The following is a 14,064-nucleotide window of genomic DNA, read 5'->3' as shown; positions in this document are numbered from 1 at the left end:
CCGACCGCCGGAACCGCGCCGCGGTCCGCCTTGACCGGGAGCCGCGCGCGGCGATACCCTGGGGTTTGACACACGTCACGACGCGCAACGGAGGCGCACCGGTGAGCGAATCAACTTCCCCGTGGGCCGGTCGGCGGGTGCTGGTGACCGGGTGCACCGGGCTCCTGGGCGCCGCGGTGTGCCACGAACTGTTCGACCGCGGGGCCGCGGTCGTCGGGTTGATCCACGAACGTTCCGGGGCGGACATTTTTGCGCCGGGACAGGGCGGCCGCGTCCACTTTGTTCGCGGCCGGGCGGACAACGTGTTCCGGTTGCACTCGGCGATGGCGGTTCACGAGGTGTCGGCGGTGTTCCACCTGGCCGCGGCCGAGCCGTTCGCCGCGGACCGGGGCACGCCCGCGGTGCTCGATGCCGTGCGGCTGTACTCGCGCCGGGTGCCGGTGGTGGCGGCCCGGCCGTTACAGCCGTTCACCCTGACCGGGCACGCGGAGCCGCTCGGCGGGCTGAGCGTCGCGCGGTTCGGGGCGGTGTTCGGCCCCGGCGACCGGAAGGTGTTCCGCACGGCCCCCGCAACCGCCCTGGCGCTCCACGGGGGCGAAGGGCTGCCGCCCCTCCTCGACGGGCCGGCGACCGACCACGTGTTCGTGCGCGACGCCGCGCGGGCGTGCCTGCGGGTCGCGGAAGATGTGGCGGTGCGCGGCCCCGGCGATTACCCCTTCCGGAGCGGCTGGGTGCTGAGCGACCGGCGCTTCGGGGCGGCCATGCGCGACGTGTTCAACGGCGCCGCGCCGACGCTGCCGGACGTGGCCCCGCCGGCGAACCCGCTCGGCTGGGCGCCCGAGACCTCATTTACCGAAGCGCTTCAAGAAACGCTCGACTGGTACGGCACACTCGCCCGCCCCGGCGGGCGGGCGCGCGCCGCCGCGTAGCCGGGCCCCGCCGGTCCGGGCGCGCACTTCCGGCCCGGCGGAACAGGCCGCTTCGTACAACATCCCCACGTCACCACCTCACCAGGGATGTTCGCGATGTCCTCCCCGACACTGGCCGCGCGGCTCGCCGGGTACGCCGCCGGCCTCACGTTCGAGTCGCTCACCCGGGAAGCCGTCCACGAGACCAAGCGGCGGTTCATCGACTCCTTCGCCACCGCCATCGGCGCGATGCCGGCCGAGGCCTACGCGATCGCCAAGAAGTGCGCCGCGCGGGTCAGCAGCACGCCGGGCGCGTCGCTTCTGGGGGGGGGGAAGTCGAGCATCGAGTGGGCCACGTTCGTCAACGGGCTGCTGATCCGCTACCTCGACTTCAACGACACCTACCTGAGCAAGGAGCCGGCGCACCCGAGCGACAACCTCGCCGCGGTGCTGGCCGTCGGCGAGGCGGTCGGGGCGGGGGGCAAGGACCTCATCACCGCCGCAGTGCTGGCCTACGAGATCCAGTGCCGGTTCTGCGACGCCGCGAGCCTGCGCAAGCACGGGGTCGATCACGTCACCTACGGCGCCATCTCGTCGGCCGTCGCCGCCGCCAAGTTGATGAAGCTCGATGTCACCAAGCTGACCCATACGGTCGGGCTGGCGGGCGTGTGCAACGTCGCGCTGCGGCAAACGCGGTCGGGCGAGCTGAGCATGTGGAAGGGGTGCGCGTTCGCCAACGCGGCCCGCAACGGGGTGTTCGCGGCCACCCTCGCGGCCGACGGCATGACCGGCCCGGCCCCGATCTTCGAGGGCGACCTGGGGTTCTTCAAGCTGGTGGCGCGTGAAGCGTTCACCCCCGCCCCGTTCGGCGGCGAGTCGGGCAACGCCGACGGGTTCATGATCAACAAGACGTACATCAAGTTCTGGCCCGCCGAATATCACTCGCAGAGCGCGATCGACGCGGCCCTTCAGATCCGCGTAGAACTCGGCGGCGACGTGTCGCAGGTGCAGCGGATCGACATCGCGACGTTCGAGGCCAGCTACAACATCATCGGCAAGTACCCCGAGGCGTGGGCGCCCAAGACCCGGGAGACGGCCGACCACTCGCTGCCGTACTGCACCGCGGCGGCGCTGTACGACGGCGACGTGTACCTCGAAACGTTCGACGAGCCGCACTTCACCGACGCCAAGCGGGTCGCGTTCACCGGCAAGGTGAAGGTGACGCACGACGGCACGCTCGACCCGCGGTACCCGCACGGCATCCCGAACCGAATCACCGTCACACTCAACGACGGCCGCACGCTCGTTCGGGAAGTGGAGTTCCCGCGCGGGCACGCCGGAAACCCGATGACCGACGCCGAGGTCGAGGCCAAGTTCCGGCGGGTCGCGGAACCGCGGTACGGGAAGGCGCGGGCCGACGAGATCCTGGCCCGGTGCTGGGAGCTGGAGACGCTCACCAGCGTGACGGACCTGATCGCCCTCGTCGATTGAATCGGCGGCGCCCGTGCCGGGCGCGGGCCGGTGAACCGAGATTGACCGTTGACAACGGGCTCCGGAAGTGTTCGTATCAGGCCTCCTGCCCGAACCACTCTTCCGGTTCCCGTGCCAATGAAGCCGCTCTGCGTTACCGCACTGCTCGCGTGCGTGGTCTCGGTCGGTCGGGCCGAGGACGTCAAGAAGCCCGCCCCGGCCGCGCCCGCAACGCGAACGATCGAGTTCAACCGCGACGTGCGCCCCATCTTCTCGGACGCCTGCTTCGCGTGCCACGGGTTCGACCCGAAGGCGCGCAAGGGCAAGCTCCGGCTCGACGTGCCCGACGGCGCGTTCGCGGAGCGCGACGGCGCGTTCCCCATCAAGCCCGGCGCCCCGAACGCGAGCGAGGTGTGGAAGCGGATCGTCACGGACGACGCCGACAGCGTGATGCCGCCGCCGCACACGAACAAGAAGCTCACCGCGACCCAGAAAGAAACGATCCGGCTCTGGATCGAGCAGGGGGCGAAATACCAGAAGCACTGGTCGTTCGAGCCCGTTGCCCGGCAGTCGGCTCCCGGCGCGGGGCACCCCGTGGACGCGTTCATCCGCGCGCGGCTCGAAAAGGAGGGGCTGAAGCCGACCGCCGAAGCCGACCGCGAGACGCTGATCCGCCGCGTGTCGTTCGCCCTCACCGGGCTCCCGCCGACCGTCGCCGAGGTCGACGCCTTCCTCGCGGACAAGGCCGGCAACGCTTATGAAAAGATGGTAGACCGCTACCTCGCCAACCCGCGGTTCGGCGAGGAGATGGCGCGCCACTGGCTCGACGTCGCCCGGTACGCCGACACCCACGGCCTCCACCTCGACAACGAGCGGCAGATGTGGAAGTACCGCGACTGGGTGGTGAAGGCGTTCAACGACAACCTGCCGTTCGACAAGTTCGCCACGTACCAGCTCGCCGGGGACCTGCTGCCGAACCCCACAAGCGAGCAGCTCACCGCGACCGGGTTCAGCCGGTGCAACGTGACGACCGGCGAGGGCGGGTCGATCGACGCCGAGTGGCGGTACCGCAACGCGGTGGACCGGGCGAGCACCGCGACGCAGGCGTTCCTCGGCCTGACCGCCGGGTGCGCCGTGTGCCACGACCACAAGTTCGACCCGATCTCGATCAAAGAGTACTACTCGCTCTACGCGTTCTTTTACTCCGGCGCGGACCCGGCGCTGGACAGCAACGTCAGCACCACCGGGCCGTTCGTGAAGGTGCCGACGCCGGCCCAGCAGGCCGCACTCGAGGCCGCCGCCAAGGCCGAAGCCGGCGCCCGCAAGGCGCTCGAAGAGGCCGCCGCAAAGGCGGAATACACGGACCCTGCGGCCACCCCGGACGCGCCGGCGGTGGCGGTGCGCGAGGTGCTGCTCGACGACACGTTCCCGGCCGGGGCGACCAGCAGCAACACCACCCGTAACGCCGCCGACTGGGTGACCGCCCCGGCGTTCGGCGCGAAGTCGGGCCGCCGCGTGCTGCGCCAGGCGAACACGTTCTTCCACCAGGACACGATCCAATTCCGGAACCCGCTCCGCGCCCCCGCGGGCGCCCGTTTCGAGGCGTGGGTGTACCTCGACCCGAAGCAGCCGCCCGGCGCCGTCACCGTCCAGTTCGCCGGCGGGAAGAAGGTGTGGTGGGGCCAGGAGCCGACCGCCGAGTCCCCTTACGCGCGAGGCGGGCTGGGCACACGTGTCGGCGACCTCCCGAAACCCGGCTCGTGGGCTCAGCTCGCTCTCAACGCTGAAGACCTGGGTTTGAAGGGAGAGCAGCCGGCCCCATCGCTAACGCTCCAGGAACACGGCGGGGTGGTGTACTGGGACGCGGTCGCGCTGACGGGCACGAGTAACCCCGCGACCGACCCGCGGACGTCGTTCCAGGTGTGGTGGAAGGGGCTGAACGGTAAAGCGCCGCCGGGCCTGCCCGCCGGTCTGAACGCTGTTGTTGCCGCCGGCCCGGCGAAGAACCCGAAGGCCGAGGACGTTGCGAAGCTGCGGGCCTATTATCTCGCGCATGTCGCCCGCGGCGCCACACCCGCACTCGCGAACCTTCAGCGAGAGTGGGAGGCGGCCCGCGCCGAACACGCCGTCGCCGCGGACGCGATCCCCGGGACGATGGTGTTCCGCGACCTGCCGGTCCCGCGCGACTCGTTCGTGATGCTCCGCGGGCAGTATGACAAGCCGGGCGACAAGGTGCAGCCCGGCGTGCCGGCGGCGCTCCCGCCGCTCAAGCTCGCCGACCCGTCGAAGCGCGCGACGCGGCTCGACCTCGCGAACTGGATCACGTCCCCCGAGAACCCGCTCGCGGCCCGCGTCGCGGCGAACCGCCTGTGGCAGCAGTTCTTCGGCGTCGGGCTGGTGAAGACCAGTTCCGACTTCGGCTCCCAGGGCGAACCGCCGAGCCACCCCGAACTGCTCGACTGGCTGGCCGGCGAGTACCGCTCATCCTGGGACACCAAGAAGTTCGTAAAACTACTCGTCACCTCGGACGCCTTCAAGCGCGACGCCGCCCAGCCGCCCGCGGTGCGCCTGAAGGACCCGGAGAACCGGCTCCTCAGCCGGGGGCCGCGGTTCCGGCTCGACGCCGAGCAGTTGCGCGACAACGCCCTGTTCGTGAGCGGGCTGATGAGCCACGAGATGGGCGGGCGCGGGGTGAACGTGTACCAGCCGCCCAACATCTGGGAGCCGGTGGGCTACGCCGACAGCAACACCCGCTACTACCTCCAGGACCACGGCGCGGCGCTGTACCGGCGCAGCCTCTACGTGTTCATCAAGCGCACGGCCCCGGCGCCGTTCCTGACGAACTTCGACGCGACCAACCGCGAGCAACTGTGCGCCGGCCGCGACCGCACCAACACGCCGCTCCAGGCCCTGCAACTGATGAACGACGTGCAGCACTTCGAGGCCGCACGGGCGCTGGCCGAACGGGTCCTCACCGAGGGCGGGAAGGAGGTCGAGGAGCGGATCGCGTTCCTGTACCGCACGGTGCTGAGCCGCCGCCCCGACGCCGAAGAGGTGAAGCTCGTCGCCGCCGCCCTGGAGCGACAGCGGGAACTGTTCGCGGCGAACCCGGTCGGCGCGAAGAAGGTGGTTCACGCGGGCGAGTCGAAGCCGAAGGGCGCCGCGGCCGACGCGGAAGTGGCGGCGTGGACGATGATCGCCAACCTCGTGCTGAACCTGGATGAAGCCGTGAGTCGGAACTGATCGGCGCCGGAGCGCGGCCCTCTGGCCCGCTTTGCTTCGCAGTTGTGGTCGCGTGTGACAATACCGCAAAGCGATACTACCGGAATCGCGAAGCGGGCCAGAGGCCCGCGCTCCGGCATCCCCTCCACCAAATGGCCGCCATGCACCTTCTCAACGAACAGCAAGTCGACCTCACCCGCCGGCAGTTCTTCGGTTCCACGGGCATCCGGCTCGGCGGCTTGGCGATGGCGCTGCTCGGCGCCGGCCGCGCCCGCGGCGCCGAAGCCGCGCCGCGCGTCCACCCGCCGCTGCCCGGGTTCCCGCACCACACGCCAAAAGCGAAAGCCGTCATCTACCTGCACCTGAACGGCGGCCCGAGCCAGCTTGACACCTGGGACTACAAGCCCAAGCTGGCCGAACAGTTCGACAAGGACCTGCCGGAGAGCGTCCGCAAGGGCCAGCGTATCACCACCATGACCAGCGGGCAGTCCCGGCTCCCGGTCGCGCCGTCCATGTTCAAGTTCGCGCAACACGGTCAGTGCGGGATGTGGGTCAGCGAACTGCTCCCGCACACCGCGAAGTGGGTGGACGAGATCGCGCTCGTGAAGAGCGTTCACACGAACGCGATCAACCACGACCCCGCCTGCACCTTCGTGATGACCGGGAGCGAAACGCCGGGCAAGCCGAGCGTGGGGTCGTGGCTCTCCTACGGGCTGGGGAGCGAGAGCAACGACCTGCCGGCGTTCGTGGTGTTCACGCCCTCTTGGAGTTCCGGCGCCGCGGCGCAGGCGCTGTTCTCGCGGATGTGGGCCAGCGGGTTCCTGCCGGGCAAGTTCAGCGGCGTCGCGCTCCGCAGCGTCGGCGATCCGGTCCTGTACGTCCAGAACCCGGACGGCGTGGGCGCGGGCAACCGGCGCGCGATGCTGGACGCGCTGGGCGCACTCAACGCACGCACGGCCGAGAAGTACGGCGACCCCGAGACGCTCACGCGGACGGCTCAATACGAAATGGCGTTCCGGATGCAAACGAGCGTCCCGGACCTGACGGACTTATCAAAAGAACCGGCAAAGACGCTCGAAATGTACGGCCCCGACGTGAAGAAGCCCGGCAGCTTCGCCGCCAGCGCGATCCTGGCGCGGCGGCTCGTGGAGCGCGGCGTTCGCGCGGTGCAGATCCTCCACCGCGGATGGGACCAGCACGGGAACCTGCCGGGCGAGATCCGTTCGCAGTGCAAAGACACCGACCAGCCCACCGCGGCACTGCTGGCCGACCTGAAGCAGAAAGGGCTGCTCGACAGCACGCTGGTGGTGTGCGGCGGCGAGTTCGGGCGGACGGTGTACAGTCAGGGCGGCCTGTCGAAGACGAACTACGGTCGGGACCACCACCCGCGGAACTTCTGCATGTGGCTGGCGGGCGGCGGGATCAAAGGCGGGCAGGTGTACGGCGAGACCGACGACTACAGTTACAACGTGACCGACAAACCGGCTCACGTGAACGACCTGAACGCGACCGTTCTGCACCTCATGGGCATCGATCACAAGAAGTTCACCTACAAGTTCCAGGGGCTCGATCAACGGCTCACGGGGGTGGAAGAGCAGCACGTCGTCACGGACCTGATCCGCTGACCGGACTTTCGGCGCGCGGGTTGCTGCGTATGCGGCACCAACTTCACGACGGCTGTCGTCGCGAACCGGCCCGCACGGGCACCCGCTTTCCGGATCGACCCGACCGATGACCACGCCGACCTCAACCCCGAGCGACGTTCTGCCCGCGCTGACCGAAAAGACTGCGGGTGCCGCTCTCCCGCCCCCGCCGGGCCTCCGCGTGCTGTGTGTGGACGACAACGTGGACGCCGCCGACTCGCTCGGGGCGATCCTCGAAATGGTCGGCTGCAAGGCCCTGGTGGCCCACGACGCCGCGTCCGCACTCGCTCAGGTCGAGCAGTTCAAACCACAAGTGTGTGTACTCGACATCTCGATGCCGGAGATTGACGGCTGCGAACTCGCCCGGCGGCTCCGCGAGTTGCCGGGGAGCGAGGAACAGCTCTTCATCGCTCTAACGGCGTTGGGCGACTACAGCTCACTCGAACGCATGGCGGAAGCCGGGTTCGACCTGCACTTCACGAAGCCGCTCCCGCCGGCCGAACTGTACGAGGTGCTGAACCGGTACGCCGAGAAGGGCCGCCCGGGAATGTAACGCGAACCGCGTGCGAGATCCGCCCCGATCGCGTTCCCATTCTTTTCGCCTTAAGATACGCTCGCACGGCCGGGAGATGTGCCCGAAGCACCCGCGTGCGTTTCCGGGGCGGGTTTGGTACGCTCGCAGCATGTCACACGCACCCCCGAACTGGGTCGCGGAAGCGGCCCGCCTGCCGATCGCGTTCGCTCAGGTGCGTGAAGACCCGCGCATCGATCAGCACGTCGTAAGCCGCGCCGGAGGCGGCGCGCGGGTGTGCATGGTTGCTTCCGGCGGCTGCACCGCGGCCGTACTCGCGACCATGCCCGGTGTCGCGCGGCTGCATCTCGTGGACGCGAGCCCGGCGCAACTCGCACTTGCACGGCTAAAATTGCGTCTGCTGGAACGGCACAGCGTTGTCGATCGGCTGGCGCTTCTGGGTCACGGAGAGATGCGGTTCGACGCCCGGCGCGAGATCCTCACCGCCGAGTTGGCCGCGCTCGGGTACGCGGCGGATGCACTCGGACTGCCCGAGCGGGTTCTGGCCTTCGGCCCGGACCGCGAAGGCCGCTACGAGCGGTGCTTTCAGGCCCTGAACGCCTCACTCTTGAACGTCCGTGACGAGCTCCGGGCCGCACTCGCGCTGTCCGCCCCTGACGAGCAGGCGCGGCGGACGGCTCCCGACACGGCACTCGGACAGGCGCTCGATGCCGCGCTCGGCTCCACCCTGAGTCTGCCGAACCTGGTCGCGCTGTTCGGTGAGGGCGCGACCCGTAACCCCGTGGAACCGTTTTCGAGACACTTCGCACGGCGCGTCCGCCACGCCCTCGCGACGCTGCCGGCCGCGAACAACCCGTTCCTCTGGCAGATGCTTCTCGACCAGTACCCGGCCGCAGGTCCTGCCGACTGGCTGCGGCTTCCGGCGCCCGCATACCCGCCCGAAATCACCTGGCGCCAAGCGATGATGGCCGACGCGCTCCGCGAATCCCCCGGCGCGTTCGACGTGGTCCACCTCTCGAACATTCTCGACTGGCTCTCACCCGAAGAAGCCACCGCAACCCTCGATGTGGCCGCGAACGCGCTGCGCCCCGGCGGTTGGGTCGTGATCCGGCAATTGAACTCGACGCTCGACATCCCGGCGTCGGGGCCGATGTTCGCCTGGGACGACACCGCCGAGTTGCACGCGCGCGACCGGAGTTTCTTCTACCGAGCCTTGCACATCGGGCGGAAGCGATGAACGTTCATCACCTGACCGCCGCACCGGGCGCCGACCTCGCCGCGGCACTCGCGCGGTTCGAGGAGCAGTTCACGTACCCGCTGGGCGCGGGGCGCTCGTTCCGCATCTCACACGGCGACGATTACCCGCGCTTCTTTCGCGCGATCGGGGACGCGGCGTGCTTCGTCGCCGAGCGCGCGGGCGAGGTGCTGGGCGTGATCGGACTCGCCCGGACGCGGGTTCGCGGCCCCGGCGGCGCAGAGCGCCCTGCGATTTACGTCGGTGATCTGAAGTTGGCGCCCGCGGCGCGGGGCGGCCGCGCCCTCCCGCGCCTGGCAGAAGCTGCCGCGGCATGCTGCGCGGGGAAAGCCGAGCGCGGGTTCGGGGTGGTCATGGACGGTACGCCGGTCACACCCGACCGCTACACGGGGCGGCTCGGCGTTCCGCCGTTCCGTGAAGTCGCCCGGGTCACGGTCTTGCGCATCCCCGCACACACGGCGCCGGGCGCGGCGTGGGAAACCGACGAGGCGAGCGGCCGCGGGCTCTTCGCGGAGCTTTCGTCGGGGCACACCGGTACCGCCGGCGGCGTGCCCGAAGCGCGTTCGCAAACCGACCCGACGTGGCTGGCGGCACCGGACGGGTCCGCCGTCGGGCGCCTCGAAGACACCCGGCTCGCGAAGCGTTTAATCGCGACCGACGGCGAGATGATAGCGGCCCACCTGTCCTGTACCGGGTACGCAAACCACCGCTCGCTCGCGGCCCTACTCCGAACCGCGTGCGGGGCGGCCGCGCGGCGCGGGTTCCCGGCGCTGTTCACCGCCGTCCCGGCAGACGAAGCGGACCCGGTGCTCGCGGTTCTGGACGAGCCCGGAACGGTCGTCGCCCCGGCGACCGTGTTCGCGTCGGGGTTCGAAACGGGGTGCCGGTGGCAGATCAACACCGCGGAGATTTAGCCCATGAGCGAAGTCAGCCGCGCACCGGGCGTCACGGCCCGTGCGACCGAGGTGCTGGAGCGGTCCGGGATCATGGCGAACCCGTACTTCCGCGACCTCCGGAGCGGAACGATGTCCCTGGACGCGTTCCGCCGGACCCAGGAACAGTTCTTCTTCGCGGTCACGTTTTTCCCGCGGCCGATGGCCGCGCTCGTGGGCCGCATCCCGGACCCGAAGCAGCGGCTCGACATCCTCCACAACCTGGTCGAGGAGCACGGCGAGTTCAACGAGAGCCAGTTCCACCACACCACGTTCCAGCAGTTCCTGCGCACCATCGGGGCGGCCCCGGAGCGGCTCGACGACCTCATGATCTGGCCCGAGGTGCGGGCGTTCAACAGCGTGCTCACCGCCGCCTGTGTGCTCGACGACCTCGACATCGGCGTGGCGTGTATGGGGGTGATCGAGCAGGCGTTCGCGGGCATTTCGGCCCTGATCGGCCGCGCGGTGGTCGATAACGGGTGGGTTGCGGCGGAACAACTCGTTCACTACAAGTTGCACGCGGAGATCGACGAGCGCCACGCCGAAGAGTTCTTCGCAGTGGTGGAGCCCGGGTGGCAGAACGGCACGCGCCGCTACTTCGTCGATCAGGGCCTGGAACTGGGCGCCTACATTTTCGACCGCATGTACCGCGACCTGCACGCCGCGACCGCCTTGCGCGAGCAACGGTATCACACCGGCCCGCACGACACGACCGGCTCCGGCCCGGCGCTCCGGGCCGGGTGATGGTAGCGCACAAGACGATAACATTGGCACATTCGCGATTCCCGCAAAGAAGAGCCGTATTGGCGCACCTCCGGAGTGCCGCTATCGTCCAATTACAATGCCAACCCTGGGTCAGCCGATTCGGCCGATCTTGATGGTGAAATTGCGCTGGGATTTGAAATGTCTGCTCTTCGCGCCCCGAACCTGCGTGCCCGACTCAGAGCCGAGGCGCTCGAAGACCGCCTGACGCCGTCATCAACCGTCACCTCGGCCGAACCGCCCACGGAAGTGCGCATTGAAGGCGAGGACGCATTCGCCTTTTACCCGCGCGCCTCGGTCCCTTCCTTCGCCCAAGTCTTTGCGGGCTACGACGGGGGAGGTGCGGTGGCCGCTAGCGCTGATGTCAGCGGGGACGGCGTTTGGGATTACGTTTTCATGGCCGGCATTAACGGGCACGTTAAAGTGTTCGACGGCCGGACCGGCGCGGAACTGCGCAGCTTCATCGCGTACCCCGGCTACACCGGCTCGGTCTCCCTCAGCGTTACCGCCACCAACGGTAATGGCCCCAGCGACATTGTGACCGCGGCCGGCACCAACGGACACGTCCGGGTGTTCGACGGCCGAACCGGGGAAGCAGTTCGCTCGTTCTTCGCGTACTCCGGCTACGTCGGGTCGGTCAACGTCCTGTCGGTCGATGTCAGCCGAGACGGTGTTGCCGACATCGTAACTGGCGCGGACGTTAACGGGCACGTCAAGGTGTTCGACGGCCGGACCGGCAAAGAGGTCACGAGCTACTTCGCGTATGCGGGGTTCACCGGCAGCATCGGCCTGGGTTACGAACCCGCACTCGATGGCGGCAACGACATCAGCACCTTCGCCATTGGATCGACGCACCGGAAGCTTTTCGACGGGATGACCGGAGCCGAGTTGCGCAGTTTCCTGGACGCGGACATGGACAACCGTCCGGACGACCACGTCTGACCGCTCAATGCACTTGCTCGCCAACCCTTCAATCGCGCTGCGGTTTGCAACGAAAGTACGCAAACCCGCTCCCGAACTGCGGTCGGCCGGATCGCGCCCGCCAACCCCTGCGCTCAACTTCTGGTAGACGATAGCCGCTGATGGCTCGGTTCACGTCATCAGCGACGTTCGAGCACGAACCGACGGTTTCGGTCCGAGACGTTGCCACAAGCGGTTACAAAATTAGACTTTACCGGCGTGGCAAATGGTGGCTCCGGCGGGCAAAAATATCAGGAGATCGTCCGAATGTCTTTTCTTCCTTCCCCTCTGCGTGCCCGGCTCAACTGCGAGCCGTTCGAGGACCGAACGGTGCCCGCGGCCGGGGTGATGGAGATCTCGTTCGCGGGTAATGCGTTTGAGACTCCCGGTGCCGCCGTCAACGTGACCGTCATTCGCACCGACGGGTCCGATGGCATAGTGTCGGCCACGCTTACCGCGACCGGCGGCACCGCGACTTCTGGAACCGACTTCGCCGCCGGGCCGTTCACCGTGACGTTCGCGCCCGGAGAGGTGACGAAGGTCGTTACCGTCCCGGTTACTGACGACACGCGCAAGGAGCCGACCGAAACCGCGACGTTCACCCTGTCGAACCCGACCGGCGGGGCGACGCTCGGCACGTCGGTGTCGGCCACCGCTACGATCTTCGACGACGACGGAACGCTGGTCGCATCGGCCCAGCCCCCCTCGCAGTTCGCCTCTCCCCAACAGACGACGGTGAACATTTCCGCTGCGAACGCGAGCGAGATCCTGCCGACCGGGTTCCGATCGTCGTTCGTCCCGTTCGCCGGGTTCAACGGAACGTTGTCGGTGGCCCTCGGGGACATCAACCGCGACGGCATCCGGGATGTGATCGTCGGCGCGTCGGTGAACGGGCACGTCAAGGTGCTGGACGGGGCGACGGGGGCCGAGCTTCGCTCGTTCCTGGCGTACCCCGGGTACCCCGGGGCGGTGCGCGTGGCCGCGGGTGATGTGAACGGTGATGGAGTCGCGGACATCATCACCGGGGCCGATATTAACGCGCACGTGAAGGTGTTCGACGGGGCGACGGGTGCCGAACTGCGCTCGTTCCTGGCGTACCCGGGCTTCCCGGGCGCGGTGGACGTGGCCGCGGCGGACGTGACCGGGGACGGAGTCGCGGACATCATCACCGGGGCCGGTATCAACGGTCACGTAAAGGTGTTCGATGGGAAAACCAACGCCGAGGTGCGCAGCTTCCTGGCTTACTCCGGGTACACCGGGCCGGCGCTGGTGGCTGCGGGGGACGTGAACGGGGACGGGTTCGCGGACATCATCACCGGCGCGCCCGCCGCCGGACACATCAAGGTGTTCGACGGCAAAACCAACGCCGAGTCGCTCAGCTTCCTCGACACCCGCACGACTCCGACCGTTGCGTTCGTCGCCCTGGCGGCCGTCGACGCCGACGGGGACGGACTGGCCGACATCATCGCCGGCGAGTCCTCGATCTACGGATCGTACAACGGGCGAACCGGTGTCAAGCTCCCGATCAGCGGGAGCATCGACCGGCTCAACACCAACTTCGTGTCCGTCGGCTGACCGGGCCGCGGCGCTACTCGCCACCCGCGGGTTTGATAGGCTTGCGCACCTTGCGGGTGGTGTAGCCGCCGTAGTTCTTCTTCAGGCTCCCTTCCTTGCTGATGCGCTCGGGCGTTACGTACACCGTGAACTCACCGCCCATCGCGCGGCTGCACGCCACACACACCTGCGTCTCGGGGAGCGCCTGAAGGCGCTCCGCCGGGATCTCGTTGCCGCACCGGGCGCACGGTTGAGGGGTCGTCATCGGTACCGTCCTCCGGAAGTCGAGATGCGGGCCGGCGCCCCGCGGCCGGTCCGCCAGTTCTGTAACGCCGAGCGCCGGCGATTTACTCCCCTCAAGCACCCGAAACGGGCCAAAAAGGCTGCGAACGAACCAAATCGTTCGCGGCGCTGTCTTCCGAATATCGGCGGTCGCTCCGGGCGCGCCGCCGGGACTCTAACCACGTACCCGTGGCTGGTTGTAACGTTTGAAAACGAGCCGCGACCGCCCGGGAGCGGGTGACGTATCCCGCTCCCGGGCGGTCGCGGCTCGTCAAGAAAGCGGCACCGCAGATGGGTTCATGTATCAGGCGTGTTCGATGATGGCCGGTTCGATACAACGATGCACGAAGTGCCATCGCGCCAACACTCATTATCCAAGACAAATCAATTTGCCTCTGACGTAATCTGCCGGGCGGTTAACGCGAACGCCAGCTTGCGCTACCGAACCAACGATAATGCGGTTTTAGAAGCGTTCGTCCGCGACGACCGGCGGTCCCCGTACCCGTGGAAGCGCCTCATCGCCGCCGAAGCGGCATTCCAGATG

The 14,064-nt window shown here is 68.5% G+C and carries 11 protein-coding genes; 10 read left to right on the top strand and 1 reads right to left on the bottom strand.

Annotated elements, in window-relative coordinates:
• Positions 1-101: 101 nt before the first annotated feature.
• From GobsT_RS37695 to GobsT_RS11845, 10 genes are all read left to right on the top strand, one after another.
• Positions 102-929: an NAD-dependent epimerase/dehydratase family protein gene (locus GobsT_RS37695; RefSeq protein ID WP_010046330.1), complete on the top strand. Its 828-nt coding sequence runs from the start codon at positions 102-104 to the stop codon at positions 927-929.
• 96 nt (positions 930-1,025) lie between these two features.
• On the top strand, positions 1,026-2,399 hold the full coding sequence (locus tag GobsT_RS11885) for an MmgE/PrpD family protein (RefSeq protein WP_010046327.1): 1,374 nt from the start codon (positions 1,026-1,028) through the stop codon (positions 2,397-2,399).
• Between the two features lie 117 nt (positions 2,400-2,516).
• Entirely contained in the window at positions 2,517-5,621 is a 3,105-nt protein-coding gene (locus GobsT_RS11880) for a PSD1 and planctomycete cytochrome C domain-containing protein (RefSeq protein WP_010046324.1), read from the top strand.
• 140 nt (positions 5,622-5,761) lie between these two features.
• Complete coding sequence (locus GobsT_RS11875; protein WP_109571526.1) at positions 5,762-7,225, top strand: DUF1501 domain-containing protein; 1,464 nt, start codon at positions 5,762-5,764, stop codon at positions 7,223-7,225.
• Between the two features lie 106 nt (positions 7,226-7,331).
• Positions 7,332-7,796: a response regulator gene (locus tag GobsT_RS11870; RefSeq protein WP_010049040.1), complete on the top strand. Its 465-nt coding sequence runs from the start codon at positions 7,332-7,334 to the stop codon at positions 7,794-7,796.
• 130 nt (positions 7,797-7,926) lie between these two features.
• Positions 7,927-9,012 (top strand): DUF3419 family protein, encoded by a 1,086-nt coding sequence (locus GobsT_RS11865; RefSeq protein ID WP_157507032.1) that lies wholly within the window; start codon positions 7,927-7,929, stop codon positions 9,010-9,012.
• Positions 9,009-9,944, top strand: a complete 936-nt coding sequence (locus GobsT_RS11860) for a hypothetical protein (protein ID WP_010049036.1) — start codon at positions 9,009-9,011, stop codon at positions 9,942-9,944. Before GobsT_RS11865 ends, GobsT_RS11860 begins: the two co-directional genes overlap by 4 nt.
• Before the next feature lie 3 nt (positions 9,945-9,947).
• A complete protein-coding gene (locus GobsT_RS11855; protein ID WP_010049035.1) occupies positions 9,948-10,706 on the top strand; it encodes an iron-containing redox enzyme family protein in 759 nt (252 codons plus the stop codon).
• 159 nt (positions 10,707-10,865) lie between these two features.
• Positions 10,866-11,666: a WD40 repeat domain-containing protein gene (locus GobsT_RS11850; protein ID WP_148087704.1), complete on the top strand. Its 801-nt coding sequence runs from the start codon at positions 10,866-10,868 to the stop codon at positions 11,664-11,666.
• A 285-nt stretch (positions 11,667-11,951) separates the two neighbouring features.
• Positions 11,952-13,259: an FG-GAP-like repeat-containing protein gene (locus GobsT_RS11845; RefSeq protein WP_010049031.1), complete on the top strand. Its 1,308-nt coding sequence runs from the start codon at positions 11,952-11,954 to the stop codon at positions 13,257-13,259.
• Between the two features lie 13 nt (positions 13,260-13,272).
• Here GobsT_RS11845 and GobsT_RS11840 read toward each other — a convergent pair whose 3' ends face one another.
• Positions 13,273-13,503, bottom strand: a complete 231-nt coding sequence (locus tag GobsT_RS11840) for a TraR/DksA family transcriptional regulator (RefSeq protein ID WP_010049029.1) — start codon at positions 13,501-13,503, stop codon at positions 13,273-13,275.
• Between the last annotated feature and the right edge of the window lie 561 nt (positions 13,504-14,064).

The organism is Gemmata obscuriglobus (assembly GCF_008065095.1).
Taxonomy (GTDB): domain Bacteria; phylum Planctomycetota; class Planctomycetia; order Gemmatales; family Gemmataceae; genus Gemmata; species Gemmata obscuriglobus.
The sequence above is the reverse complement of the archived record's forward strand: the minus strand, read 5'-3'. Positions and strand labels throughout refer to the sequence as shown.